Annotated in this window: 22 protein-coding genes; 9 read left to right on the plus strand and 13 right to left on the minus strand. The window is 73.2% G+C overall.

Going from position 1 to position 24799, the window contains the following annotated elements:
• Positions 1-2: 2 nt before the first annotated feature.
• The 4 genes from ACZ5CW_RS20555 to rsmH all read right to left on the minus strand — a co-directional run bounded on the left by ACZ5CW_RS20555 (position 3) and on the right by rsmH (position 5369).
• Positions 3-1658, minus strand: a complete 1656-nt coding sequence (locus ACZ5CW_RS20555) for a UDP-N-acetylmuramoyl-L-alanyl-D-glutamate--2,6-diaminopimelate ligase (protein WP_468603271.1) — start codon at positions 1656-1658, stop codon at positions 3-5.
• Positions 1659-1701: 43 nt separating this feature from the next.
• Positions 1702-3666, minus strand: coding sequence for a peptidoglycan D,D-transpeptidase FtsI family protein (locus ACZ5CW_RS20560; protein WP_468603273.1), 1965 nt, complete (start codon positions 3664-3666; stop codon positions 1702-1704).
• 5 nt (positions 3667-3671) lie between these two features.
• On the minus strand, positions 3672-4220 hold the full coding sequence (gene ftsL / locus ACZ5CW_RS20565; RefSeq protein ID WP_468603409.1) for a cell division protein FtsL: 549 nt from the start codon (positions 4218-4220) through the stop codon (positions 3672-3674).
• 192 nt (positions 4221-4412) lie between these two features.
• Positions 4413-5369 carry a 16S rRNA (cytosine(1402)-N(4))-methyltransferase RsmH gene (rsmH, locus tag ACZ5CW_RS20570; protein ID WP_468603275.1) on the minus strand — a complete coding sequence of 319 codons (957 nt, stop codon included), beginning with the start codon at positions 5367-5369 and terminating at the stop codon, positions 4413-4415.
• A gap of 388 nt (positions 5370-5757) precedes the next feature.
• On the opposite strand from rsmH, the gene ACZ5CW_RS20575 reads away from it, so the two are divergent.
• From ACZ5CW_RS20575 to ACZ5CW_RS20590, 4 genes are all read left to right on the plus strand, one after another.
• Entirely contained in the window at positions 5758-6303 is a 546-nt protein-coding gene (locus ACZ5CW_RS20575) for a beta-class carbonic anhydrase (protein ID WP_468603277.1), read from the plus strand.
• A 262-nt stretch (positions 6304-6565) separates the two neighbouring features.
• A complete protein-coding gene (locus tag ACZ5CW_RS20580; protein ID WP_468603279.1) occupies positions 6566-7606 on the plus strand; it encodes an AAA family ATPase in 1041 nt (346 codons plus the stop codon).
• Positions 7606-8967, plus strand: coding sequence for a DUF58 domain-containing protein (locus ACZ5CW_RS20585; RefSeq protein WP_468603281.1), 1362 nt, complete (start codon positions 7606-7608; stop codon positions 8965-8967). Before ACZ5CW_RS20580 ends, ACZ5CW_RS20585 begins: the two co-directional genes overlap by 1 nt.
• Complete coding sequence (locus tag ACZ5CW_RS20590; protein WP_468603283.1) at positions 8964-11348, plus strand: transglutaminase TgpA family protein; 2385 nt, start codon at positions 8964-8966, stop codon at positions 11346-11348. The genes ACZ5CW_RS20585 and ACZ5CW_RS20590 overlap by 4 nt, the downstream gene beginning before the upstream one ends.
• A gap of 122 nt (positions 11349-11470) precedes the next feature.
• Here ACZ5CW_RS20590 and ACZ5CW_RS20595 read toward each other — a convergent pair whose 3' ends face one another.
• The 3 genes from ACZ5CW_RS20595 to ACZ5CW_RS20605 all read right to left on the minus strand — a co-directional run bounded on the left by ACZ5CW_RS20595 (position 11471) and on the right by ACZ5CW_RS20605 (position 13590).
• Positions 11471-11854: a DUF3040 domain-containing protein gene (locus tag ACZ5CW_RS20595; protein WP_356940609.1), complete on the minus strand. Its 384-nt coding sequence runs from the start codon at positions 11852-11854 to the stop codon at positions 11471-11473.
• A gap of 277 nt (positions 11855-12131) precedes the next feature.
• Positions 12132-12902: a class I SAM-dependent methyltransferase gene (locus ACZ5CW_RS20600; protein ID WP_468603285.1), complete on the minus strand. Its 771-nt coding sequence runs from the start codon at positions 12900-12902 to the stop codon at positions 12132-12134.
• Between the two features lie 124 nt (positions 12903-13026).
• Positions 13027-13590, minus strand: coding sequence for an SAV_6107 family HEPN domain-containing protein (locus ACZ5CW_RS20605; protein WP_468603287.1), 564 nt, complete (start codon positions 13588-13590; stop codon positions 13027-13029).
• Positions 13591-13752: 162 nt separating this feature from the next.
• On the opposite strand from ACZ5CW_RS20605, the gene ACZ5CW_RS20610 reads away from it, so the two are divergent.
• From ACZ5CW_RS20610 to ACZ5CW_RS20630, 5 genes are all read left to right on the plus strand, one after another.
• On the plus strand, positions 13753-14574 hold the full coding sequence (locus ACZ5CW_RS20610; RefSeq protein WP_468603289.1) for an ATP-binding cassette domain-containing protein: 822 nt from the start codon (positions 13753-13755) through the stop codon (positions 14572-14574).
• Positions 14546-16630, plus strand: a complete 2085-nt coding sequence (locus tag ACZ5CW_RS20615; protein ID WP_468603291.1) for a YhgE/Pip family protein — start codon at positions 14546-14548, stop codon at positions 16628-16630. Before ACZ5CW_RS20610 ends, ACZ5CW_RS20615 begins: the two co-directional genes overlap by 29 nt.
• A gap of 47 nt (positions 16631-16677) precedes the next feature.
• On the plus strand, positions 16678-17307 hold the full coding sequence (locus ACZ5CW_RS20620) for a TetR/AcrR family transcriptional regulator (RefSeq protein ID WP_468603293.1): 630 nt from the start codon (positions 16678-16680) through the stop codon (positions 17305-17307).
• Positions 17308-17716: 409 nt separating this feature from the next.
• On the plus strand, positions 17717-18319 hold the full coding sequence (locus tag ACZ5CW_RS20625; RefSeq protein ID WP_468603295.1) for a DUF4126 domain-containing protein: 603 nt from the start codon (positions 17717-17719) through the stop codon (positions 18317-18319).
• 58 nt (positions 18320-18377) lie between these two features.
• Entirely contained in the window at positions 18378-19889 is a 1512-nt protein-coding gene (locus ACZ5CW_RS20630) for a phytoene desaturase family protein (RefSeq protein WP_468603297.1), read from the plus strand.
• Between the two features lie 57 nt (positions 19890-19946).
• Here ACZ5CW_RS20630 and ACZ5CW_RS20635 read toward each other — a convergent pair whose 3' ends face one another.
• The 6 genes from ACZ5CW_RS20635 to ACZ5CW_RS20660 all read right to left on the minus strand — a co-directional run bounded on the left by ACZ5CW_RS20635 (position 19947) and on the right by ACZ5CW_RS20660 (position 24785).
• The gene (locus ACZ5CW_RS20635; RefSeq protein ID WP_468603299.1) at positions 19947-20861 is read right to left on the minus strand and encodes an SCO2102 family sporulation regulator; all 915 of its coding nucleotides are present in this window, start codon (positions 20859-20861) and stop codon (positions 19947-19949) included.
• Positions 20862-20917: 56 nt separating this feature from the next.
• Entirely contained in the window at positions 20918-21841 is a 924-nt protein-coding gene (gene metF / locus ACZ5CW_RS20640) for a methylenetetrahydrofolate reductase [NAD(P)H] (RefSeq protein ID WP_468603301.1), read from the minus strand.
• Between the two features lie 99 nt (positions 21842-21940).
• The gene (thiE, locus tag ACZ5CW_RS20645; protein ID WP_468603303.1) at positions 21941-22591 is read right to left on the minus strand and encodes a thiamine phosphate synthase; all 651 of its coding nucleotides are present in this window, start codon (positions 22589-22591) and stop codon (positions 21941-21943) included.
• 91 nt (positions 22592-22682) lie between these two features.
• Entirely contained in the window at positions 22683-23048 is a 366-nt protein-coding gene (locus tag ACZ5CW_RS20650; RefSeq protein WP_030742629.1) for an Rv2175c family DNA-binding protein, read from the minus strand.
• A 118-nt stretch (positions 23049-23166) separates the two neighbouring features.
• Positions 23167-24402 (minus strand): NAD(P)/FAD-dependent oxidoreductase, encoded by a 1236-nt coding sequence (locus tag ACZ5CW_RS20655; RefSeq protein WP_468603305.1) that lies wholly within the window; start codon positions 24400-24402, stop codon positions 23167-23169.
• A gap of 32 nt (positions 24403-24434) precedes the next feature.
• Positions 24435-24785 carry an avidin-fold protein gene (locus tag ACZ5CW_RS20660; protein ID WP_468603307.1) on the minus strand — a complete coding sequence of 117 codons (351 nt, stop codon included), beginning with the start codon at positions 24783-24785 and terminating at the stop codon, positions 24435-24437.
• Positions 24786-24799: the final 14 nt, after the last annotated feature.

The raw sequence follows: 24799 nt of genomic DNA on the forward strand, positions 1-24799 counted from the left end.
GTTCATCCCTGGGTCTTCTGGATAGCTTCGCGAAGCACCTGGCGGTCGTCGAAGGGACGGACCACGCCGGCGATGTCCTGGCCCTGCTCGTGGCCCTTGCCCGCGACCAGCACGGTGTCGCCGGGCTGCGCGCGGCCGACGGCGGCGGCGATCGCGGCGGCCCGGTCCTCGAAGAGGAGCACCTCGCCGCGCTCGTGCGCGGGCACGGAGGCCGCGCCCTGGAGCATGGCAGCGAGGATCGCGAGGGGGTCCTCGGAGCGGGGGTTGTCGGAGGTCAGTACGGCCGTGTCGGCGAGCCGGGCCGCGGCGGCGCCCATCGGGGATCGCTTGGTCCGGTCGCGGTCGCCGCCGCAGCCGAGGACGACGTGCAGGCGTCCCTTGGTGACCTTGCGCAGCGCCTTGAGCACCGACTCGACCGCGTCCGTCTTGTGGGCGTAGTCGACGACCGCGAGGTAGGGCTGCCCGGCGTCGACGCGCTCGAGGCGGCCGGGGACGCCGGGCACGGCGGCGATGCCGTCGGCCGCGGCCTGCGGGTCGAGGCCGGCCACGGCGAGGGCGACGATGGCGGCGAGGGTGTTCGCCACGTTGAAGGGGCCGGCGATCGGCGACCTGGCGTGGACGCGCTCACCGTTCGGGCCGATGACGGTGAACGCCGAGTCCATGGGGCCGACCTGGACGTCCTGGGCGCGCCAGTCGGCGTCCGGGTGGCCCTCGGCGGAGAAGGTGACGACCGGCACGGTCGCCTCCCCCGCGAGCCGGCGGCCGTACTCGTCGTCGGCGTTGATCACGCCGAGTCTGCTGCGTTCCGGCGTGAACAGCTGCGCCTTGGCCCGGAAGTAGTCCTCCATGTCGGAGTGGAACTCCATGTGTTCCGGGCTGAGGTTGGTGAAGACGGCGATGTCGAAGACGCAGCCGTCGACCCGGCCGAGGACCAGGGCGTGGCTGGAGACCTCCATGGCGACCGCCTCGACGCCGCGCTCGCGCATGACGGCGAACAGGGCCTGCAGGTCGGTGGCCTCGGGGGTGGTGCGCTCGGACTTGATGCGCTCCTCACCGATGCGCATCTCCACGGTGCCGATGAGGCCGGTGCTGCGGGCGGTCTTCAGGCCGCCCTCGACCAGGTAGGCGGTGGTGGTCTTGCCGGAGGTGCCGGTGATGCCGATCTGGAGCAGGTCGCGGCCGGGCCGGCCGTAGATCGTCGCCGCCAGCTCGCCCATCCGCGCGCGCGGGTCGTCCACGACCAGGACGGGCAGTCCGGTCGCGGCGGCGCGCTCGGCGCCGGTCGGGTCGGTGAGCACGGCGACCGCGCCCAGGCCGGCGGCCTGGGTGACGAAGTCGGCGCCGTGCAGGCGGGCGCCCGGCAGGGCGGCGTACAGGTCGCCGGGGCGGACGGCGCGCGAGTCGTGGGTGATCCCCGTGACCTCGGCGGAGCCGGCCGGAGCGGCGGTACCCAGCTGATCGGCCAGTTCCGCAAGGGGTGTGGCGGAGACCTGGACCGGTCGCGGCGGTCCCGGATATGTCACGGAAGCGCCCTTCTGGGTGGTTTGGGACTGATCAGCGTGTGGCACGGCGGTGAGCGTACCGGGCGCACCCGCTCCGGGGCGAAGTGAGGGGCTGGGGGCGCCTTGGTTCCCGGGGTCCGGGGTGATCGTCGTCACGAGTTCGTCCTGGTGGTCGTTCCGCGGTGCGGGGCGGTGCTGATCAGGGCTTGTAGGTCACGGGCAGGTTGGCGGCCTTCGCCCCGGTCGGCGGGACCTGGAGGGTCTTCAGGGCGAACTCCATCACCTGCTTGTAGATGGGGCCGCAGATCTGGCCGCCGAAGTAACTGCCGGTGGTGGCGTTCTGGATGGCGCAGTAGACGGTGATCCGGGGGTTGTCGGCGGGGGCGAAGCCGGCGAACGACGAGGTGTAGCCGCGGTACCTGCCGGTGGCCGGATCCACACGGTTGGCGGTACCGGTCTTGCCCGCGACCCGGTACCCGGGAATGCGGGCCTTGACGCCGGTGCCCTGCTCGTCGTCCACGACGGACTCCAGCATCTGGGCGAGGGTCTTGGCGGTCTTCTCGCTGACGACCCGCGTCTCCTTGGGCTTCGGGGCCGGGGTGAAGCGCCCGTCGGCGCCCTTGGTGCCGCGCACCAGGGTCGGCTCGACCCGGACGCCGCCGTTGGCGATGGTCGAGTAGACCGAGGCGGCCTGCATGGCGTTGATGGAGAAGCCCTGGCCGAAAGGGATCGTGTACTGCTGCGAGGTGGACCACTTCTGCGGCGGCGCGAGGATGCCGCGGGTCTCACCGGGGAAGTCGAGCCCGGTGTAGTCGCCGATGCCGAACTTGCGCAGATACGAGTGGAGGGCCTTGTTGGCGTCGGGCTGCGTCTTGCCGAGTTCTCCGGTGGCCAGGATGGTGCCGATGTTGCTGGACTTGGCCAGGACGCCGTTGAGCGTCAGGTACCAGGTGGCGTGGTCGATGTCGTCCTGGAAGAGCCGGTCGCCGCGGTGCAGCCGGTTGGGCACGACGACATGGGTGCCGGGCGTGGCCACGTTCTGCTCGAGAACGGCCGCCATCGACATCACCTTCGCCGTGGAGCCGGGCTCGTAGGCGTCCTGGAGGGCCGCGTTGCCCATGGCGTCGCCGTCGGCCTTCGCCAGGTCGTTCGGGTCGAAGCCGGGTGAGTTGGCCATGGCCAGGACCTGGCCGGTCCGGGTGTCCTGCACGATGACGTAACCGCGGTCCGCCTTGGACTTCCTCACCTGCTCGGTGATCGCGTTCTGCGCGGCCCACTGGATGTCGCGATCGATGGTGAGTTCGACGTCGGCGCCGGGCACGGCGGGCGTCTCCGTGGACCCCGCCGTCGGCACCTGACGGCCGCCGGCCTGGGCGTAGCGGACCTTGCCGTCCTTGCCCGTGAGCTGCTTGTTCAGCTGCTGCTCGATGCCGCCGCCGCCCTGTCCGTCGGCGTTGACCCAGCCCAGTATCCCGGCGGCGAGGTCGTGGTTGGGGTACACGCGCTGGCTGCTGGGGTCGGCGAAGACACCGGCGAGGACATTGACGGTGGAGCGGTCCGTCCCGGCCTTCTTGGTGAGCGCGCTCCTGAGATCCCTGATCTGCTTCCAGACCTGTGGGGTCTGCCGGTTGGCGAGCCGGGCGTATCGGGAGTTCCGGTTCTCCGGCCGGAGCTTCCTGGCCAGGACGGCCTGGTCCTGGCCGAGGATCGGCGCGAGCAGTGCGGCGGCCCGCTCGGGGCCGTCGGCGATCTTCAGCTGCTTGGGGGTGAAGAGCGTCGGGTCGGCCGTGATGTCGTAGGCGTCCTCGCTGATCGCGAGGGCCACGCCGTTGCGGTCGGTGATCCCGCCGCGCTCGGCGGCCAGGGTGTGCACCACGTAGCGGTTCTGCTCCGCCCGGGCCGCGTAGGCGCTCGCCTCGACGGCCTGCACCTGGAGCAGCCGTACGACGAAGACGAGCATCACCAGGGTCAGGGCGAGGCCGACCAGGCGCAGCCGGGGGCGGGGGCTGCCGAGCCGCAGGGGCGGCGGGGGCATGGGCCGGGCACCGCTCGGCCGGCGGGCCGGGCGGGCACCGGGGCCGGGCTGCCGCCGGGCGGCACCCCTCGGACGGGGAGGCTTCGCGGGGCCGGGCACGCGGCGGCGCGGCGGTTCCCTGTCGGACACTTCCGTCACCTGCCGGGGGTCGGGGTAGGGGCGGGCTGGAGGGTGGAGGGCGGCGCCGCCGTCCCTGCCGGGGTGGCGGTCGTCCCGGCCGGGGCGGAGGGAGGGGGCGTGGCGCCGCCGGGCCGCGTCGGCGGGACCGAGGGGGCCGCGGAGGGACCGCCGGCCGACGGTCCCTGGGAGGCCGGGGAGGTGAGGGAAGCCGGCTCGGGGCTCGCGGGGGCCGGTACGCCCTTGACGGTGCCGTCGGGGCCGAGGAAGACCGGGTCGCCGCCGGGGACCATGCCCAGCTCGTGGGCGCGGCGCTGGAGGGCGTCGGGGGACGAGTAGGCGTCGATGTCCCGCTGGAGGGCCTGTTCCTGGTCGGTGAGGGCCTTCGTCTGCTTCTGCAGGTCGGCGAGTTCGAACGAGCCCTCGCTGAGCGCCGAGTTCAGCACCAGCAGCCCGATGAGGCCGCCCCCCAGGAGCAGGACGACGAGCAGGACGAACGGAGTACGGGCCGCTTTGGCGCGGCCGGCCGGGAAGAGCCGTGCGAGCCGGGCCGCCCTGCCCCTCAGCGCGGGTCTTCCGCCAGGCTTCCCGCCCGGGCCCCTGCCCGGTTTCCCGACCGGCTTGCTGCCCGGATTAGTGCCCGGTTTGCTGACCGGCTTGCTGCCCGGATTGCTGCCCGGTTCGGCTTTCCTGCTCAGTTCGGGTTTCCTACTCACCACTCCCCCAGTGGGTTGGGGAAACCAACCGACCCGTCCGGCTCACTCGGCGTCCTCCCTGATGCGCTCGGCACCTCGCAGCCGGGCCGGTGCGGCCCGGCGGTTCTCGGCGACCTCTTCCTCGGTGGGAAGTTCGGCACCGCGGGTGAGCAGCTTGAGCCGCGGCTGGTAGCGCTCGGGCACGACCGGCAGCCCGGGCGGCGCGGTGGACGCGGCGCCGGCCGCGAACACGTGCTTGACCAGGCGGTCCTCGAGCGAGTGGTACGACAGCACGGCGATGCGCCCGCCGACGTCGAGGGTCTTCACGGCGGCCGGGATCGCCCGCTCCAGGACGGACAGTTCGCCGTTGACCTCGATGCGCAGCGCCTGGAAGGTGCGCTTGGCCGGGTTGCCGCCGGTCCGCTTGGCCGCCTGCGGCAGGGAGTCCCGGATCAGCTCCACGAGCCGGGCGCTGTTGCTGAACGGCTCCTTCTCGCGCTCGCGGACGATCGCGGAGACGATCCGTTTGGCCTGCTTCTCCTCGCCGTACGCGCGCAGGATGCGCACGAGTTCGCCCGCGGGGTAGGTGTTGAGGACCTCGGCGGCGCTGATGCCGGTCGTCTGGTCCATGCGCATGTCCAGGGGCGCGTCCTGGGCGTAGGCGAAGCCCCGGTCGGCCTCGTCGAGCTGCATGGAGGACACACCGAGGTCGAACAGCACGCCCTGCACGCGCGCGATGCCGAGCTTGTGGAGCACCTCGGGCAGCTCGTCGTACACGGCGTGCACGAGGGTCGCGCGGTCCTGGTGCGGCGCCAGCCGCTCGCCGGACAGGCGCAGCGCCTCCTTGTCCCGGTCGAGGCCGATCAGCCGCGCCTCGGGGAACCGGCTCAGCAGCGCCTCGCTGTGGCCGCCGAGACCGAGAGTGCAGTCGACGACCACCGCTCCCGGGCGCTCCAGGGCGGGCGCCAGCAGGTCCAGGCACCGCTGGAGCATCACCGGGACGTGTCGACTCTGGCTCAAGGGGGCCTCTCAGGATCCGGCGCGGGCCGTACGCACCGCCGGGTCACCGCCCGCTCGCGAACGAAAGGCCTGCCGGCGCCGGAAGCGTCAGCCGGCCGGGAGCGGGAGGAGGCCGAGCCGTACGTACGCGCCGCGCACGTGGGGAGACGGTCCGGACGGGTGCCGGGATCTCCGGGGGTTTTCACCAGCAGGGAGAGCCGCGCCTCCCGCTTCGCGTCACTTTAGTCCACCCTGTCTCGCGGTCAATCAACCGGCCTGCGCGTCGCCCGACGGAGCGAGGCCGGGGGTTCGCCGAGTGTGTGGAGTCGCTCACAACAAGCCACGATGGCGTTCTTTGTCCACATCTCACAGCGGGCCCGGACCGTGGATGACCAGTACGGTCTTGAGTATGACGACTTCTGCAGCAGCTCCCACCGGGTCCGAAGGCGCCATAGCGGACGGCACCGTCACAGACCGTCTCGTCGAGGCCAACGAGCGTTACGCCGCCGCGTTCGGCGACCCGGGGATGGACGCCCGGCCCGTTCTGCGCGTCGCGATCGTGGCCTGCATGGACGCCCGTCTCGACCTGCACAAGGCCCTCGGCCTGCAGCTCGGCGACTGCCACACCATCCGCAACGCGGGCGGAGTCGTCACCGACGACGTGATCCGCTCGCTGACCATCAGCCAGCGGGCCCTCGGCACCCGCAGCGTCGTGCTCATCCACCACACCGGGTGCGGCATGGAGTCCATCACCGAGGACTTCCGGCACGAGCTGGAGCTGGAGGTCGGCCAGCGCCCGGCCTGGGCCGTGGAGGCCTTCCGGGACGTCGACCAGGACGTGCGGCAGTCCATGCAGCGCGTGCGCACCTCGCCGTTCCTGCTGCACACCGAGGACGTGCGCGGTTTCGTCTTCGACGTCAAGACCGGCCGGCTCCGCGAGATCGACCCCGCCTGACCGTCCTCGCCGGCCCGCCGCGAACACCCCCGCGCCGCACGGGCGATGCGCCGTACGCATCGAGGACGGCAGTCGAAATGACCGTAAGGCCGACATCGTGCGGGCAGTTGTCCACAGTCGAGTGACACGAATCGGTAACGGCAGCAAGAATGCGGGGTGTGGCATCACGCGGAACTGTTTCCGCGTGGTGTCCGTGTTTCGGGGTGGGCCGGTTTCGCAACACAGAGCGTCGGCCCGGAAAGAACGGGCCGAGGAGGGCCGGGTGACGACCTATGACGATCGAGCGAGCCTCACTGATCTGACCGCCACGGTGGAGCGGGTGCGCGGGTCGGTGGAGAGCGTGATCGAGGGAAAGCCCGAGGTCGTACGGCTCGCGCTCACCGTGCTGCTCGCCGAGGGCCACCTGTTGATCGAGGACGTCCCCGGGGTGGGCAAGACGATGCTCGCCAAGGCGCTGGCACGGTCCATCGACTGCTCGGTGCGGCGCATCCAGTTCACGCCCGACCTGCTGCCCTCGGACATCACGGGCGTGTCGATCTGGGACCAGCAGCGCCGGGACTTCGAGTTCAAGCCGGGCGCCATCTTCGCGCAGATCGTGATCGGCGACGAGATCAACCGCGCCTCGCCCAAGACCCAGTCCGCGCTGCTGGAGTCCATGGAGGAGCGGCAGGTCACCATCGACGGGCAGACCTACGAACTGCCCAGTCCCTTCATGGTGGTGGCCACGCAGAACCCGGTCGAGATGGAGGGCACCTACCCGCTGCCCGAGGCCCAGCGCGACCGCTTCATGGCCCGCGTCTCCGTCGGCTACCCGAGCGTCGAGGCCGAGCTGCAGATGCTCGACGTCCACGGCGGGGTCAGCCCGCTGGAGGACCTGCAGCCGGTGGCCCACGCGCACGAGATCGTGAAGCTGGTCGAGGCGGTGCGCGGCGTGCACGTCTCCGAGGCCGTCCGGCGGTACGCGGTCGAGCTGGTCGCGGCCACACGCACCCACCCGGACCTCAGACTGGGCGCCTCCCCGCGCGCGACGCTGCATCTGCTGCGCGCGGCCAAGGCGTCCGCGGCCCTCGCCGGCCGGGAGTACGCGCTGCCGGACGACGTCCAGGCGCTCGCCGTCGCCGTCCTCGCCCACCGCCTGCTGCCCACCGCCCAGGCCCAGCTCAACCGCCGTTCGGCCGAACAGGTGGTGCTGGAGATCCTGCAGCACACCCCGGTACCCGCGACGCCCGGGCAGCAGAGCGGCTTCGGCGGACTCGGCCGGGGCGTGCCGGCCTATCCCCAGCAGCCCCCGCGGAGTCTGTGATGAGCGCCGGGGGGACCGGGCAGGCGGAGGCCGACCGCGGGGAGGCGAGCGGCGTCCGTACGGCCCTGGCGGGGCTCACCACGCGCGGCCGCTCCTTCCTGGCGGCCGGTATCGCCGCCGCGATCTGCGCGTACGTGCTGGGCCAGAGCGATCTGCTGCGGGTCGGCCTGCTGCTTGCCGTGCTGCCGCTGATCTGCGCGAGCGTGCTGTACCGCACCCGCTACCGGGTGGCCGCGAACCGCCGGCTCGCCCCCGCGCGCGTGCCGGCAGGCGCCGAGGCCCGGGTGCATCTGCGCATGGACAACGTCTCCCGGCTGCCCACCGGCCTGCTGATGCTCCAGGACCGGGTGCCGTACGTCCTCGGGCCGCGGCCCCGGTTCGTGCTGGACCGGGTGGAGCCGGGCGGCCGCCGCGAGGTCTCCTACCGGGTCCGCTCCGACCTGCGCGGCCGCTATCCGCTGGGCCCGCTGCAACTGCGGCTCACGGACCCGTTCGGGATGTGCGAACTGACCCGGTCCTTCTCCACGTACGACACGCTGACCGTCATCCCGCGCGTGGAACCGCTGGCACCGGTCCGGTTCAGCGGCGAGGCCAAGGGGTACGGCGACGGGCGGCAGCGCTCGCTGGCCCTGGCGGGCGAGGACGACGTGATCCCGCGCGGGTACCGCTACGGCGACGACCTGCGCCGGGTGCACTGGCGGTCCACCGCGCGCTACGGCGAGCTGATGGTGCGCCGCGAGGAACAGCCCCGGCGCTCCCGCTGCACCGTGCTGCTGGACACCCGGGGCGGGGCCTACGAGGGCGCGGGCCCGGACTCGGCCTTCGAGTGGGCCGTCGCGGGCACCGCGTCGGTCCTGGTGCACATGCTCGAACGCGGCTTCTCCGTGCGCCTGCTGACGGACGGTGGCAGCTCGGTGCCCGGCGAGGGCGCCGACGGGTTCGCGGGCGCCGGGCAGGAGACCGCTGACGCGGCCGGCCTGATGATGGACACCCTCGCGGTGATCGACCACTCCGACGGCACGGGCCTGTCCCGGGCGTACGACGTGCTGCGCGGCGGCAACGAGGGACTGCTGGTGGCCTTCCTCGGCGACCTGGACGAGGAGCAGGCCACGACGGTCGCCAAGATGAGCCGGCGCAGCGGCGGTGCCGTCGCCTTCGTCCTGGACCCCGACACCTGGGTGCGGGAGGCGACCGACGTGCCACGGCCGGGCGACCGGCACGCGGAGCGGCTGCGCATGCTGCGCGAGGCGGGCTGGACGGCGCTGAGCGTGCCGCGCGGCGCCTCGCTGGACGAGTTGTGGCGGCAGGCCGACCGGGAACGTTCGGGCCTGACCGCGCTGAGCGGGGAGGCACGGGGATGAGCGGGCGGGCACGACTGGCCCTGTGCGCCGCCGCGGCCACGCTGATGGCCTCCTGCGCACTGCTGCCCCTGGTGGCCGAGCCGACCTGGCTGCTGCAACTGGTCCCGCTGGTGGCCGTGCAGACCGGGGTGGGCGCGGCGGCCCGGCGGGTGCCGCTGGGCCGGCCGCTGACGGTGGCGGCGCAGGCGATGGTCACCCTGATGCTGCTGACGCTGGTATTCGCCCGGGAACACGCGCTCCTCGGGCTGATTCCCGGCCCGGACGCCTTCCGGTACTTCGCCGACCTGCTCCAGCAGGGCTCGGACGACGTCAGTCAGTACGCGATACCGGCGCCGCTCACCGACGGCATCAAGCTGATGCTGATCGGCGGCGCGCTGCTGATCGGCCTGCTGGTGGACACGCTCGCGGTGACCTTCCGCAGCGCGGCCCCGGCCGGGCTGCCGCTGCTCGCGCTGTACTCGGTGGCCGCGGGGCTGTCCGACGGCGGCGCCGACTGGCTGTGGTTCCTGGTGGCGGCGGCCGGCTATCTGATGCTGCTGCTCGCGGAGGGCCGGGACCGGCTCGCCCAGTGGGGCCGGGTCTTCGGCGGCGCGCCCCGCTCGACGGGTGTCGCGGAGCCCGGTGTCGCGGCCCCCGTGCGCACCGGACGCCGGATCGGCGCGGTCGCGCTGGGTGTGGCCCTGGTGGTGCCGCTGGCGCTGCCCGCGATGCAGGGCGGGCTGCTGGACGCCGCCGGCACCGGTGTGGGGGCGGGCAACGGCAACGGGGGAACGATCTCGGCGGTCAACCCGCTGGTGTCCCTGCGCGACAGCCTGAACACGGACAACGACCGCCAGGTGCTGTCCCTGAGGACCAGCACCGCCGACATCACGGACCTGTATCTGCGCATCGTCTCCCTGGACGACTTCGACGGCACCACCTGGAAGCCGGCCCAACGGCACGTCGTCGGGGTGCCGGACGTGTTCCCGACCCCCACCGGCCTGGGTCCGGAGGTCAAGCGCGGCAAGGTCAGGACGACGGTCACGGCGGCGGACTGGTACGCCCAGGACTGGCTGCCGATGCCCTATCCGCCGAGCGCCGTGAAGATCAGCGGCCGCTGGCGGTACGAGCCCGTCGGCATGACGCTCGTCGGCGACCACGGCCAGAACACGCGCGGTGAGACCTACCAGGTGACCAGCCTGGCGGTGCAGCCGACCGCGGAGCAACTGGCCTCCGCGCCGGAGCCTCCGGCGGCCCTGAGGCGCGAGTACACCGAGGTGCCGTCCGCGCTGCCGAAGGTGGTGGCCCGCACCGCGAAGGAGATCACCTCGGGCGCGACGAGCCACTACGAGCAGGCCGTCAGGCTCCAGGACTACTTCGCCGTCAACGGCGGCTTCCAGTACGACACGCAGGTGGAGGTCGGCCGCGGTCCGAACGCCATCGCCAACTTCCTGGAGAAGAAGGAGGGCTTCTGCGTCCACTTCTCCTTCACGATGGCGGCGATGGCCCGCACCCTCGGCATCCCGGCCCGGGTCGCGGTGGGCTTCGCGCCCGGCACCCCGCAGGCCGACGGCTCGGTCGCGGTGAACCAGAAGGACGCGCACGCCTGGCCGGAGCTGTACTTCGAGGGCGTGGGCTGGACCCGCTTCGAGCCGACCCCCACCCGCGGCACCACGCCGTCGTACACCCGGTCGGACACGCCCGGCACCTCGGTGCCGGACCAGGCCCTGCCGTCGAAGAACGCGTCCTCGGCGCCCTCGGCGGCGGCCTCGCCGAGCGAGAGCTGCACGAGCGAGCTGCGCAAGCTGCAGGCCTGTGACAGCCCGTCGGCCGCGGTGGCCCCGCACAGCGGGGACGGTGGTACGGGGTCGTGGTGGTACGTGCTGATCGGGCTGGCCGTACTGGTGGTGGCGGCCGTTCCGCTGTCGCCGCTGCTGTGGCGGACGCGGGTGCGGTCGCTGCGGCTGGGCGCGCACCCGCGGACCGCGGAGGGCGCGGCGGCGCACACCCTGGCCGTGTGGCAGGAACTGACGGACAGTGCCTGGGACCACGGCATCCCGCCGGACGAGTCGCTGACCCCGCGCGGGGCGGCGGCTCGGATCGTCCGGCTCGGACACCTGGATCCGGCGGCCGGGGCCGCGGTGCACCGGGTGGCGGACGCGGTGGAGCAGGTGCTGTACGCGCCGCGGCCGCGGCCGGCGGCGGGTGCGGCGCAGGACGTGCGCCGGGTGATCGAGGCGCTGCACGGCACCGTCGGCAGCGGCACGCGGCTGCGGGCGCGGTTCCTGCCCCGCTCGGCCGTGCGGGTGCTGTGGGCGGCGTCGGCCCGCTGGTCGGCGCTCACCGCCCGGGCCGCGTCGGCCCGGCCGACGCTGCGGCGGCCGTCGGGGCAGCGGGGCTGAGACACAGGCCGGGCCGAGACACGAGTGAGGGGTGACCACCGCCTGGTGGTCACCCCTCACGGGCGTCTGCTGTTGTCGGCGAAAAGGGTGTCTGCCGCTGTCCGCGGAGAACCGCGGCCGGCTCAGTGACCCTGTTCGTCCCGGCGGCGCTGCCAGCGCTGCTCGATCCGGTCCATCATGGAGCGCTTCGGCCGTACTTGGCGGCGAGCGGCGCCCGCGGGCTGCTCACCCGGTTTCGGGGCCTTGCGCCAGCCGGTGACGGCGAGTACGGCACAGCCCAGCATGACGAGGAAACCCACCACGCTGACCCAGATCAGCTGTGCGACCATTCCGGCCATGAGGAGCGCGATACCCACGAGGAAGCCTGCGACCGCCTGGTAGACCCGCCGCCGGGTGTACGTACGCAGCCCGCTTCCCTCGAGCGCCGACGCGAACTTGGGATCTTCGGCGTACAGCGCTCGCTCCATCTGCTCGAGCATGCGCTGCTCGTGCTCCGAGAGCGGCACGGAGTCCTCCTCATCGTGCAGTCGCCGGGGCGACCCGGGGGGTCCCTTCAGGATAGGCAGGGAATCGCCCCCGTGAAACCCGCCCCTCTACGCCAATCGGCCAGCCGGAAACCGTCATGGTCGTCCCGGCTCGCTGAGGCTTCCATTCCCCGGCGGCCGACCCGTCATGCCGGGTGGTGCACCTCGATCATACGGCGCAAACCCCTCGTTCGGGGGGCTTGTGGCGTACTCCATCCGCCGCCCCGCCCCTGATCAGCGGCGGGTCCCGGCCGTACGCTCAGCGCTCGGCGGCACCCGGCGTCTCACCGAGCACATGCAGCTGGGTGGCCACGGAGTGGAACGCGGGCAACTCGGCCGCCGCGGCCTCCAGCTTGAGCAGCGCGTCGAGGGCGCCGGGCTCGGTGTCCACCAGGACGCCGGGCACGAGGTCGGCGAAGACCCGCACGCCGTGCACGGCGCCGACCCGCAGGCCCGCGCCCTCGACCAGCGCCGTGAGCTGCTCGGCGGTGAAGCGGCGCGGCATCGGGTCGCCGGTGCCCCAGCGGCCGTCGGGGTCCTTCAGGGCCTGGCCGGCCTCCTTGAAGTGGCCGGCGAGGGCGCGGGCGAGCACGGCGCCGCCGAGGCCGGCCGCGAGCAGGCTGAGGACGCCTTCGGAGCGCAGCGCGGCGACGGCGTTGCGGACGCCCTCGGCCGGGTCGTCCACGTACTCCAGGACGCCGTGGCACAGCACCGCGTCGTAGCCGCCGCGCTCGACCACGTCGAACAGGCCGTGGGCGTCGCCCTGAACGCCCTTGACCCGGTCGGCGACGCCGGCTTCGGCGGCGCGGCGCTCCAGCGCGAACAGCGCGTTCGGGCTGGGGTCGACCACGGTGACGCGGTGGCCGAGGCGGGCGAGGGGCACGGCGAAGTTGCCGCTGCCGCCTCCGGTGTCGAGGACGTCCAGCGACTCCCGTCCCGTGGCCTTGACCCGGCGGTCGAGGGCGTCCTGGAGGACCTCCCAGACCACGGCGGTACGGAGAGAGGCGCGGGGGCGCATCGGGTCCGACACGGCAGTTGACTCCTCGGCAGGGCTGGACGGCTTCAGGCCACTCCACCCTATTGCCTCCGGTGCCCTGCCAGGTCACCGCGCCGGGTCGGGGCGGTGACCGTCTCGCACGGCGGACGAACGGTGGTCAGCCCGCGTCCGGGAGGTCGCCGCGTGTTCCCGGACCGTCCGGCTCGCCGGCGCCCTGGCGGGGCTGGGGCAGGACCGGCTGGAGGACGAGCATCCGCTCCACGATGCGCAGGAACATCGCCACGTCCCGTATCAGGTCGTCGGCGTCCCGCTGGTTCGCCGCTCCCTGGATGCCGGCCTCGGCACGGGCCCGGCGGGCGGCGCCGGAGGCGAACAGCGCGCTCCACTCGGTCAGCTCGGGGGCGATCTCGGGCAGCACCTCCCAGGCGCTGCGGATCCGGGACCGGCGGCGTGGGGAGGTCTCGGGGCGGCCCCGGGCGGCGAGCACGGCGGCCGCGGTGCGCAGGGCGGCGAGGTGGGCGGTCGCGTAACGCTCGTTCGGCGTTTCCAGGACGGTGGTCTCCTCCAGGCCGGCACGGGCCTGGGCGAGCAGGTCGAGGGCGGCGGGCGGGGCCGTGGCCCGGCGGAGCACGGGGTGCACATCGCTCGCCGGGCCGGTCAGTGAGGGGGCAGGGCCGGTGGCGCGGCGCCGGTGGGCGGCGGCCGCGTTCGAGTGGGCCATGACGAACCTCCTGTCGTCTGGGTGACGGCACAGGTGCCGTATGTGCCCATCGTGAGGTATGGCACTGACAATCCGTTCTGACCTGCGCCTTTGCTTCGATCGGAGGTTCGGGCGTATTTTTGCACTGACCAGTCAGTTCAAATTTGCCAGGCAGGGGGGCTTGTGGACGGCGTGGACGTCACAGCCGAAGGCCTCGGGCTCAAGGGGCCACGGGGGTGGGCCTTCCGAGGCATCACCCTCGACGCGGAGCCCGGCTCGCTGATCGCGATCGAGGGACCGTCCGGCTCCGGCCGTACGTGTCTGCTGCTCGCGCTCACGGGACGGATGAAGCCCACCGAGGGAGTGGCCGCGGTGGGCGGGTTCAAACTTCCCCGGAACATGGCGGCGTTGCGCCGCGTCGGCGCGGTGGCCAACGTGACGGGCGTGACCGATCTGGAGCCGGCCCTGACCGTCGGGGAGCACCTGCGCGAACGGGCCCTGCTGCAGCGCCGGTTCGGCGACACCCTGCGCGAGGTGCTGCGGCCCCGCGTCCAGCGCGCGCACGAGGCACGGCTGCGGATCGACGCGGCCCTGGCCGCCGCCGGACTCGACCTGGAGACGCTGCCCAAGGGCTCCCGGACGGCCGTGCGCGACCTGGAGCGGCTCCAGGAACTGCGCCTGTCCGTGGCCCTGGCCCTCGTGGGCGGGCCCCGGCTGCTCGGTGTCGACGACATCGACATGAAGCTCTCGGACGCCGAACGCGACGAGGTCTGGGCCCTGTTGCGGTCCCTCACGCGCGCGGGGACGACGGTCGTGGCCGTGTGCCGCACCGCTCCCGAGGGCTGCGTGACCGTCTCGACGCGACGGCGGGACGCCGGCCGGGGGGACGCCCGGCAGACCGGCACCGAGCGGCCGGGCACCGAGGCCGACACCGACACCGACACCACGCCGACCGGCCGGAAGGGGGTCGCCGGTGATGCGCTCACCGAGGCTGGCCGCGCTTGAGCTGAGGCGCTTCGGGCGCGGGAAACTGCCACGCGCCGCCCTGGTCGCGCTGCTCGTGCTGCCGCTGCTCTACGGCGCCCTGTACCTGTGGTCGTTCTGGGACCCGTACGGCCGGCTGGACCGCATCCCGGTGGCCCTGGTGAACGACGACAAGGGCGCCACGGCGGCCGGCAAGAAGGTCACCGCCGGCGACGACATCGTCGACGGGCTGCGCGACAGCCGCACCTTCGAGTGGCACGAGGTGAGCGACGAGGAGGCCCGCAAGGGCGTCGAGGACGGCACCTACTACCTGTCACTGACCATGCCGGCCGACTTCAGCAGGCGGATCGCCTCCAGTTCGGGCGACTCCCCCGAGACCGGCGCCCTTCAGGTGCGCTCCAACGACGCGAACAACTACATCGTCGGCCAGATCTCCCGCACCGTCTTCAACGAGGTGCGCTCGGCCGCGTCCACGAAGGCCTCCCGGACCTTCCTCGACAAGATCTTCGTGTCGTTCTCCGGCATCCACGACAAGACCGTCACGGCCGCCAAGGGCGCCGACAAGCTGAACAGCGGCATCGGGAAGGCGGAGAAGGGCTCCAAGGACCTCGCCGACGGGCTGAAGGACGCCAAGGGCGGCAGCGGCAAGCTGGCCAAGGGCCTGAAGAAGCTCGACACGGGCGCCGGTGACCTCGAGGACGGTTCGCGGCAGGTCGCCGACGGCACCCAGGCGCTCGCCGACAAGGTCAACGGTGTCTACGCCGAGGCGGGCCCGTTCGTGAAGAGCAACGAGAAGACCATCGGGGACACCGCCAAGCTGGTCGCCGACTCGGCCAAGGCGGTCAAGGACAACCTCGACGAGCTGGTGAGGCTCGCACCCGGCGCGGCCAAGACCGCCCACGCCTCCTCCGCCGTCCTCGACGCGGTCTACGAGGCGCGCTGCGGGACCGCGGCCATCCCCGACCCGGTCTGCCCGGATCTGAAGCGGGCCAAGAAGGCCGCCGCCGAGGTGGCCACCGTCGCCGACGACCTCAACACGCTGATCGCGGACCAGGACGGCGACCTGAAGACGATGCGGGAGAACCTCGGCACGCTGCGCAAGCAGGCCGAGGCCCTTCAAGCGCGCGCACCGCACCTCGCCGAGGACGTCGACGACGCCGTCAAGAAGATCAACAAGCTGAACACGGGCGCTCACAAGGTCGCCGACGGAGCCGACAAGCTGCACACCGGCCTCGGCACCGCCCGCACCGGCGCGGTCAAGCTGGACAAGGGCATCGGCACCGCCGAGTCGGGCGCCCAGACCCTGAACGGCGGCCTGTACAAGCTGTCGGACGGCTCCGGGAAGCTGGCCGGCGGGCTGCACGACGGCGCGCGGAAGATCCCCGACTACGACAAGCAGGACCGCGACCAGCGCACCGGCGTGATGTCCGACCCGGTCCAGCTGGCCTCCCACGACCTGCACAAGGCGCCGAACTACGGCACCGGGTTCGCCCCGTACTTCATCCCGCTGTCCCTGTGGGTGGGCGCGATGGTGGCCTACATGCTGATCCCGCCGCTGAACCGGCGTGCCCTCGCGGCCGGCTCGTCCGCCTGGCGGATCGCGCTGGCCGGCTGGCTGCCGGTGGTGGCGGTGGGCGTGCTGCAGGTGACCGCCCTGATGGCCGTCCTGCACGGGGCGATCGGGCTGCAGATGCAGCGCGCGGCCGGCACGATCGGCTTCCTGTTCCTGGTCACGGCCTGTTTCACGGCGATCGTGCAGTGGCTGAACGCCCGCTTCGGCGCGGCCGGCCGGATCCTCGTCCTCGCCCTGCTGATGCTCCAGCTGACCTCGGCGGGCGGCACGTACCCCGTGCAGACCAGCCCCGGCTTCTTCAACGCGATCCACCCGTTCCTGCCGATGAGCTACATCGTGGAGGCACTGCGCCGGCTGATCACGGGCGGCGGGCTCGGCCCGGTCTGGCAGGCGTGCGGGGTGCTCACCGCGTTCACCGCCGGAGCCCTGGCGCTGACGGCTCTCGCGGCCCGGCGCCGCCAGGTGTGGACGCTGGACCGCCTGCACCCGGAACTGAGCCTGTGATCCCCGCGGGGCCTCGGCACACGCGCGCACCTGTGACAATCGGGGCCATGGAAAGCAGCAGCGCCAGGTCCGGCGGCAGCACGCGCCGCGAGGCCACCCGGCAGAAGCTCTACGAGGCGGCCGTCACGCTCATCGCCGAGCAGGGGTTCTCCGCGACCACGGTGGACGAGATCGCCGAGCGGGCCGGGGTCGCGAAGGGCACGGTCTACTACAACTTCGCGAGCAAGTCGGTCCTCTTCGAGGAGTTGCTGAGGCACGGCGTCGGCCTGCTCACCGCCTCCCTGCGGGAGGCCGCCGAGACAACGGCCCGTGCGGGCGGCGGCAAGGTGGACGCGCTGGACGCGATGATCCGCGCGGGCCTGGTCTTCATCGACCGCTACCCGGCCTTCACCCAGCTGTACGTCGCCGAGCTGTGGCGCACCAACCGGGCCTGGCAGTCCACCTTGATGGTGGTCCGGCAGGAGGCCGTCGCGGTGGTCGAGGGAGTGCTGCGCGAGGGCGTGGCGGCCGGCGAGTTCAGCGACGAGATCGACGTGCAGCTGACGGCGGCCGCGCTGGTCGGCATGGTCCTGGTGGCGGCGCTGGACTGGAAGTCGTTCCAGCCGGAACGCTCCCTGGACGACGTCCACGCGGCCCTGTCCCGGCTGCTCCAGGGCCGGGTCAGCGGCAAGGCCTGAGCCTTTGGGCCCGGTGCGGGCACTCGTCGCGCGCACTCCGGCGCACGCGGAAGGCGCCGGTCCGCTCCCGGACCGGCGCCTTCCCCTTCCCCCGTGACTCCCCCGTACTTCCGTCCCGTACTCCCCCGTACGGGCCCCCCGTGCGGACCCCCGTGGTGGTCTTCCCCCGGGACCCCCGTGTCTCGCTTCCGCCGACGGATCGGCGGAAGGAGCGGCCGGTGGGCGGGCGCCGTTCCGCCGCCCCGTGTCGGCGGTGCCGGGCCGCGCCCCCTGCCGTGCCTCCACTCTCCCGTCTGCGGGGCCGGCGCCCCATCCGCGCGCGTACTCATCTGGCCGCCTAGGTACGCGTACTCAGCCGTCCGCGCGCGTGCCCACGGTTCCGGCAGGCCGACTGGCTACGATCGCGTCCGTGTCCGTACTCCCTCTGGTCTTCACGAGCGGCTGGGCCAGCGGCGTCAACGCCTACGCGGTGGTGCTGCTGCTCGGCCTCTTCGGCCTGACGGGGGTGAGCGACGACGTCCCGCAGGCCCTGCAGCGCCCGGAAGTGCTGATCGTCGCGGGCGTGCTGTTCCTGTGCGAGGCGGTCGCCGACAAGATCCCGTACGTCGACTCGGCGTGGGACGCGGTGCACACGGTGATCCGGCCGCTCGCGGGCGCCTGGGTGGGGGCGCTGCTCGCCGGGCAGAGCGGCTCGCTCCCGGAGGTGGCGGCAGGCCTGCTGGGCGGTTCGACGGCGCTGGCCAGTCACACCGTCAAGGCCGGGACGCGGATGGCGGTCAACACCTCGCCGGAGCCGTTCAGCAACTTCGTGCTGAGCCTCGCCGAGGACCTCGGGGTCGGCGCCGTCGTGTCGTTCGCGATGTTCCACCCGGGGGCGGCGGCGGTCGTCGCGGGCGTCCTGCTGGTCGGCGGGCTGCTCACCCTGCTGTTCCTCGTCTCCCGGATCCGGCGTTTCCTGCGCCGCTGGGCCCAGCGGCGGGAGGAGCGGCGCCTGGCCTCGCGGGCGCCCTGACCTGCGCCGCGGCCGCCCGCCGACCGGAGTGTCGGTGGCGCTCGATAAAGTCGCGGTCATGGCACGGATTGCGGTGATCGGCGCCGGCATGGGCGCGATGGCGGCCGCTGCCCGGCTGGCCGTCGCGGGCCACCGGGTGGTGGTGTACGAGCGCACGGAGACGTACGGCGGTGCGGTGCGCCGGTTCGAGCGGGACGGGTTCGCCTTCGACACCGGCCCGGGGCTGCTGACGCTGCCCGCCGTGTACCGTGACCTGTTCCTCAAGACCGGCAAGGAGCCGCTGGAGGACCGCGTCGAGCTGGTCCAGGTGGACCCGGCCGCGCGGCACGTCTTCGCGGACGGCACGCGGGTGTCCCTGCCGAACACCTCGCGCGCGGGCGTGGTCGCGGCCCTGGACGAGGCACTGGGCGCGGGAGCAGGCGAGCGCTGGGGCGACTTCCTGGTGCGAGCCCGCGAGGCCTGGGACCGCACGCGCCGGCCGCTGCTGGAGGAGCCGCTGTGGCCGAACTGGCAGGTGCTGGCCGAGCGGGAACCGTATCCGGCGGTCCCGCACAAGCGGCTGCTGCGGACGCGGAAGGCGCGGACACCGGCCGAGATCGGCTCGTGGGAACTGCGCGACGAGCGCCTGGCGGACCTGCTGGACAGCCAGGTGCTGGCGCACGGCGTCGATCCGCGGTCCGCTCCGGCGAGCGCGGCGGTGCTGCCGTACATGGAGCACGCCTTCGGCACCTGGTATGTGCGCGGCGGCATCCGGGAGTTGGCGCGCGCGGTGTACGAGCGGTGTGTGCAGCGGCGGGTGGAGTTCGTCTTCGGCGCCGAGGTGACCCGGATCGTGGAGAAGGACGGCCGGGCCGCCGGGGTGGAGCTGAGCGACGGGACGGCGGCCGACGCGGACCACGTCGTGGCGGACGTCGACCCGGCCCGGCTGCGCTCCCTGACGGAGTGTCAGCTGGACGCCGACGGTGACGTGCGAGCCGACCCGGACGCCTCCCCGCCCGCGCGGTTCACCCTGCTGGCCGCCCTGCGCGGCGCGCCGGAGCCCGCAGCCGTGCACCGCACGGTCGTCCATCCGGCGGCCCCCGAGACGGAGTTGGACTATCTGGTCGCGCCGGGCGGCGACGTGCCCCCGCCACCCACGGTGACCGTGCTGCGCCCCGACGACCCCGCGCTCCGGCCCGACGACGGGCACGAATCCGTGGTGCTGTCCGCCGTGGTGTCGGCCGACGCCCCCTGGGAGGACGAGGGCACGGTCCGGCGGTACACGGATCTGCTCCTCGAAGCCGCCGAGCGCGCCATACCCGGCCTGCGCGAGCGCCTGCTGTGGCACGAGGTGCGCGCACCCGGACAGGTCGAGGGCGAGACGGGTGCCCTCTTCGGGGCCGTGCCCGCGCCCTCGCTCGCCGCCGGCCAGGGGCGTTTCCTGCATCCGGCCAACACCACGCGGCTGCCCGGTCTGTACCGGGTCGGCGGCTGGTCCCACCCGGGCGGCGGCCTCCCGCACGCCGGTATGTCGGGCGCGCTGGTGGCCGGGCTGATCGTGGAGGGCCCGGAGTTCCGCGGCTCGCAGTGACCTGAGGCGGGGCGCGCCGGAAGCGGTCCTCCTCGCGCCGGTCCGGGGCCGGGTGCGTCAGAAGCGGTACTGCTCGTCGTATCCGGCGCCGGGCCCCGGCTGCTGGCCGCCCGCCTGGTACGGGTACGGCTGCTCCTGCGGGAGTTCGCCGCCGTAGGCCTCGTCGGTGCGCTGCTGCGGCACCCACACCCCGCCGGCCGGGGTCTCGCCGTAACCGCCGGTGGCGTACGGGTCCTGGGCGTAGCCCTGCTGGCCGTACTGCTGCTGTCCGTAGCCGGTGTCGTACGAGGCACCGGCGTAGGACTGGGTGCCGATGTACGGGTCGGAGTAGTTGGCGTAGGCCTGCTGGCCGCCGTTGTCGTAGCCGTAGCCCTGCTGGCCGTAGCCCGAGTAGTCGTAGGCGTAGGCCTGGTCGGCGCCCTGGGCCTGGGCGGCGCCCGCGTACGTGCCGGTGTCGCCGTAGACGCCGTAGGAGCCGGTGTCCTCGGGGAGGGGCTCGGGCTCGTAGACGGCGGTGGTCTCGGCGGCGGCCGGTTCGGGAGAGCGGGCCGGGGTGAAGACGTCGTCGCGGTCGTAGTCGTCGCCGTAGCCGGGGCGTTCGCGGCCGTGGTCGGCGTCCTGGGCGTCGGCGGCGTCGAGGCCGGAGTCCTCCAGGGCCGGCTCCAGGCGCTCCGCCTTGCCACGGCGGCGCTTGATGCCGCCGCCGGTCTCGGCGTCGGGACGCTTGACGGCCCAGCCGGAGGCGAAGCCACGGCGGAACGACAGCGTGACGTAGGTCTGACCGATCGCGAAGGCGATCGCGCCCAGGCCGATCACGATGACGGAGGGCATCAGCACACCGAGCACGACGCCGAGGAAGCCGGCGAAGGCGAGCAGCCGCCAGCGCAGGCGCGCCTTGTACTGCAGCAGCACCTCGCCCAGCAACCACAGTGCGACGATGCCGAACGCGATGTAGAGGACCGTCCAGCCCATGTACGCCCCTCTCCCAGTGACCGCTACGCAGTGTGTCCTATCGCGGTGCGGCCGGTCTAGGCCTGCGGGGGGTGGTGCAGGCCCAGGTTCTCGTAGATTTCCAGGGTCGCCGTGGAGTTGTTGAGCGTGATGAAGTGCAGTCCGGGCACTCCCTCGGACAGCAGCCGCGCGCAGAACTCGGTGGCGAACTCGATACCGATGGAGCGTACCGCCGCCGGATCGTCCTTCGCTGTGAGGATCCGCTCTTTCAGGGCGTCCGGGAAGACGGCGTTGCTCAGCTTGGGCAACCGCTCCAGCATCTTCACGCTGGTCACCGGCAGCACCTCGGGAATGACCGGGGTGTCGCAGCCCGCGGCCGCCACCCGGTCACGCAGCCGCAGATACGACTCCGGCTGGAAGAACATCTGTGTGATGGCGTAGTCGGCGCCCGCGCGGCACTTGGCCACGAAGTGGGCGACGTCGGCGTCCCAGTCGAGGGAGCGCGGGTGCATCTCCGGGAACGCGGCCACGCCGACGCAGAAGTCGCCCGACTCCTTGATGAGCCGGACGAGGTCGGCCGCGTAGGTCAGTCCGCGGGGGTGCGGCACCCAGTCGCCCATGGGGTCGCCGGGCGGGTCGCCGCGCACGGCGAGCATGTTGCGGATGCCGGCGTCCGCGTACTGGCCGATGATGTTGCGCAGTTCCGCGATGGAGTGGTCGACCGCGGTGAGGTGGGCGACCGGGGTGAGCGTGGTGTCGGCGACGATCTGCTGGGTCTCCTTGACCGTGCCCGCGCGCGTCGAGCCACCGGCGCCGTAGGTCACGGAGACGAAGTCGGGGGCGACCGCCTCGACCCGCCGCAGCGCGCTCCACAGGTTCCGCTCGCCCTTGGGGGTCTTCGGCGCCGAGAACTCGAACGAGTACGTCGTCTTGCCGGTGGCGAGGATGTCGCGCACGGTGCGTGCGCGATCAGTCCTGGTGGATGCGGTTCCGAGGGCCATACCGGCAGGTTAGCCAGGGGTGGGCGGTCCCCCAACCGAACACCGGAGATTTGCCTGATTTGTCGACTTCCTGTCCAGCAGGTGGACACCAGGCCCCGCCTACGGGACGTCGCGCAGCCGCTCGGCGAACCGTGCCGCCGCCGCGCCCGGGTCCTCCGCCTCGGTGATCGCGCGGACCACGACCGCCCGGCGGGCGCCGGCGTCCAGCACCTCGTCCAGGTTCTCGAGGTCGATGCCGCCGATGGCGAACCAGGGGCGGTCGGTGCCGAGACCGGCCGTGTGCCGGACCAGGCCGAGGCCGGGGGCGTGCCGGCCGGGCTTGGTCGGGGTGGGCCAGCAGGGGCCGGTGCAGAAGTAGTCCACGCCCTCCTGGACGGCGGCCGCGGCGGCCTCCTCCTCGGCGTGCGTGGAGCGGCCGATCAGGACGTCCTCGCCGAGGATCGCGCGGGCCGCCGGGACCGGCAGGTCGCCCTGTCCGAGGTGCAGCACTCCGGCGCGGGCGGCGTGCGCGACGTCCGCGCGGTCGTTGACCGCGAGCAGCTTGCCGTGCCGGGCGCAGGCGTCGGCGAAGACCCGCAGGTGCTCCAGCTCCTCGGCGGCTTCCATGCCCTTGTCGCGCAGCTGCACGATGTCGACACCGCCGGCCAGGACCGCGTCCAGGAACTCGGCGAGGTCGCCCTGGCGCCTGCGGGCGTCCGTGCAGAGGTACAGACGGGCGTCGGCGAGCGCGGCGCGGGCGGTGTCGGACATGCGTGGGTCCCCCCGGGGTCGGTGTACCTGGTGGCGCTACGGATGGCGTGCGGGCGCGGGGCCCGCACGCCACCCCCTGATGCGGTTGGGCTCAGACGGCGAGCGCCTGGGCGCGGCGCTTCACCTCCGTGCCGCGATTCTCGCTCAGGGCCTGCGCGGGGGTGCCGGGCAGGGTCGGGTCGGGGGTGAAGAGCCACTCGATCATCTCTTCGTCCGTGAAGCCGTCGTCCCGCAGGAGCGTCAGGGTCCCGGACAGGCCCTTGACGACCTTGTCCCCGTCGATGAAGGCGGCGGGGACGTGCAGCGCCCGGTTCTCACCTCGGCGTACGGCGATGAGCTGGCCCTCCTTGACCAGCTGCCGCACACGCGTCACCTCGACGCCGAGCTGTTCGGCGATGTCGGGGAGGGTGAGCCAGGCGGGGACGAGAGCATCGATCTTTGCGTCAATCTCGGTCACGGAACCTAGCGTAGGCGCTCCGCCGGATCGGCCGCGATCGGCCGCTGTCCGGGTGCGGCGCCGTGGCGCCCGGTCGCCCCCACGCGGCGCAGCCGCATGGCGAGGACCCCGCGCCTCTTCAGGGCGCCGCGGTCGCGTCCTTCAGGGGGCGGGCCGGGTCCGCCAGGGCCCGCGCGTCCATGGTGCGGCCCGCCTCGATCAGGCGGCGGCCCTGGGCCAGGTCGCGGGGGCGGCCGACGGCGAGCAGGGCCACCAGCCGGTCCTCGCGCAGCCAGCACACCGACCAGGCAGGGCCCGCCGGGTCGCCGCGCCACACCAGGCGGTCGGCCGCGGCGTGGTGGCCGGCGTACTGGACGAAGCGGCCGAACTGCTCCGACCAGAAGTACGGCACCGGGTCGTAGGCCGCCGGGGTCTCGCCGAGGATGTTCGCGGCGACCGTGCGGGGGCCCTGGAGGGCGTTGTCCCAGTGGTGGACGAGCAGCCGTTCGCCGTAGCGGGCGGAGGGGAAGGAGGCGCAGTCGCCGACGGCATACACGTCCTCGGCGCTGGTGCGCAGGTGGGCGTCGGCGAGGACCTCGCCGTGCGGGCCCAGCTCGAGGCCGGAGCCGGTCAGCCAGCCGGTGGCGGGGCGGGCGCCGATGCCGACGACGACGGCGCCCGCGGGCAGCCGCGTGCCGTCGGCGAGCACCACCGCGCCGGGCTCGACGTGCTCCACGCGCGCGTCGGTGCGCAGTTCGGCGCCGCTGTCGGCGTACCAGGTGGTCATGGGCGCGGCAACCTCGGCGGGCAGGGCGCCCGCGAGCGGCCGGTCGGCGGCCTCGACGACGGTGACGGCGCAGCCCGCCTCCCGGGCCGCCGTGGCGAACTCGGCGCCGATCCAGCCGGCGCCGACGACCACGATGTCGTGCTGCCGGGCGAGCACGGGCCGCAGCCGTTCGGCGTCGTCCAGGGTGCGCAGCAGATGCACGCCGGGCACGCCCTCGGTGCCGGGCAGGGTGATCGGTTCGGCTCCGGTGGCGAGGACCAGGACGTCGTAGGGCACCGGGCCCGCCTCGGTGTCCAGCTCGTGGTCGGCGGCGCGCAGGCCCAGCACCTCGCAGCCGAGCCGCAGCTCGACGCCGAGCGACTCGAAGTCCACGTCGAAGGCGGAGTCCTCGGCCTTGCCGAGCAGCACGGCCTTCGACAGCGGCGGCCGGTCGTAAGGCTGGTGCGGCTCGGCGCCGATGACGGTCACGGTGCCCGTGAAACCCTGTTCCCGCAGGGCGACCGCGGTCTGCACCCCGGCCATGCCCGCGCCGACGACGACCACGCGCCGTCCCTGTGACGGGCTCTCTTCCGCTGTGTGCTCGCTCACCCGATCACCATAGACAACTGATCGATCGTCAGTCAGTGGGCGTGCTCGGTGACCTCTTCCACAATGCTCGTGCCGGAACCAGGCCGCGACTCCCACTCCCAGGTCTCCTCCAGCCGCACCCGCCCGTCCGGCAGCTCCACGACCGTGGAGACGCAGTGCCCGGAGGCGGTCGTCCCGTCGGTCTTGAGCTGCACGTACCGGAAGTCCAGCCGGTCGCCCTCGCGGGTCCCGACGAGATGGCCGCGCACGACGTCGCCGCCCGCGTACGCGGCCCAGATCTCGCCGTCCTTCTCGTGGTACGTGAAACGGGTGCGGGTGCCCACCTGACCTGGGGCCTGGTCCGCTGTGGGGGCGAGGACGAGTCCGTCGAGCGAGCGGGCCATGGACCGGGGCTCCC

Source organism: Streptomyces sp. NPDC031379, from assembly GCF_055569615.1.

Excerpts from the sequence above, each read along its gene's own strand:
- ACZ5CW_RS20615 (WP_468603291.1), top strand. The coding sequence starts at position 14,546 with ATGCGCTCACCGAGGCTGGCCGCGCTTGAGCTGAGGCGCTTCGGGCGC.
- metF (WP_468603301.1), bottom strand. The coding sequence starts at position 21,841 with ATGGCCCTCGGAACCGCATCCACCAGGACTGATCGCGCACGCACCGTG.
- ACZ5CW_RS20660 (WP_468603307.1), bottom strand. The coding sequence starts at position 24,785 with ATGGCCCGCTCGCTCGACGGACTCGTCCTCGCCCCCACAGCGGACCAG.
- ACZ5CW_RS20635 (WP_468603299.1), bottom strand. The coding sequence starts at position 20,861 with ATGGGCTGGACGGTCCTCTACATCGCGTTCGGCATCGTCGCACTGTGG.
- ACZ5CW_RS20605 (WP_468603287.1), bottom strand. The coding sequence starts at position 13,590 with ATGGCCCACTCGAACGCGGCCGCCGCCCACCGGCGCCGCGCCACCGGC.
- ACZ5CW_RS20590 (WP_468603283.1), top strand. The coding sequence starts at position 8,964 with ATGAGCGGGCGGGCACGACTGGCCCTGTGCGCCGCCGCGGCCACGCTG.
- thiE (WP_468603303.1), bottom strand. The coding sequence starts at position 22,591 with ATGTCCGACACCGCCCGCGCCGCGCTCGCCGACGCCCGTCTGTACCTC.
- ACZ5CW_RS20620 (WP_468603293.1), top strand. The coding sequence starts at position 16,678 with ATGGAAAGCAGCAGCGCCAGGTCCGGCGGCAGCACGCGCCGCGAGGCC.
- ACZ5CW_RS20575 (WP_468603277.1), top strand. The coding sequence starts at position 5,758 with ATGACGACTTCTGCAGCAGCTCCCACCGGGTCCGAAGGCGCCATAGCG.
- ACZ5CW_RS20630 (WP_468603297.1), top strand. The coding sequence starts at position 18,378 with ATGGCACGGATTGCGGTGATCGGCGCCGGCATGGGCGCGATGGCGGCC.
- ACZ5CW_RS20585 (WP_468603281.1), top strand. The coding sequence starts at position 7,606 with ATGAGCGCCGGGGGGACCGGGCAGGCGGAGGCCGACCGCGGGGAGGCG.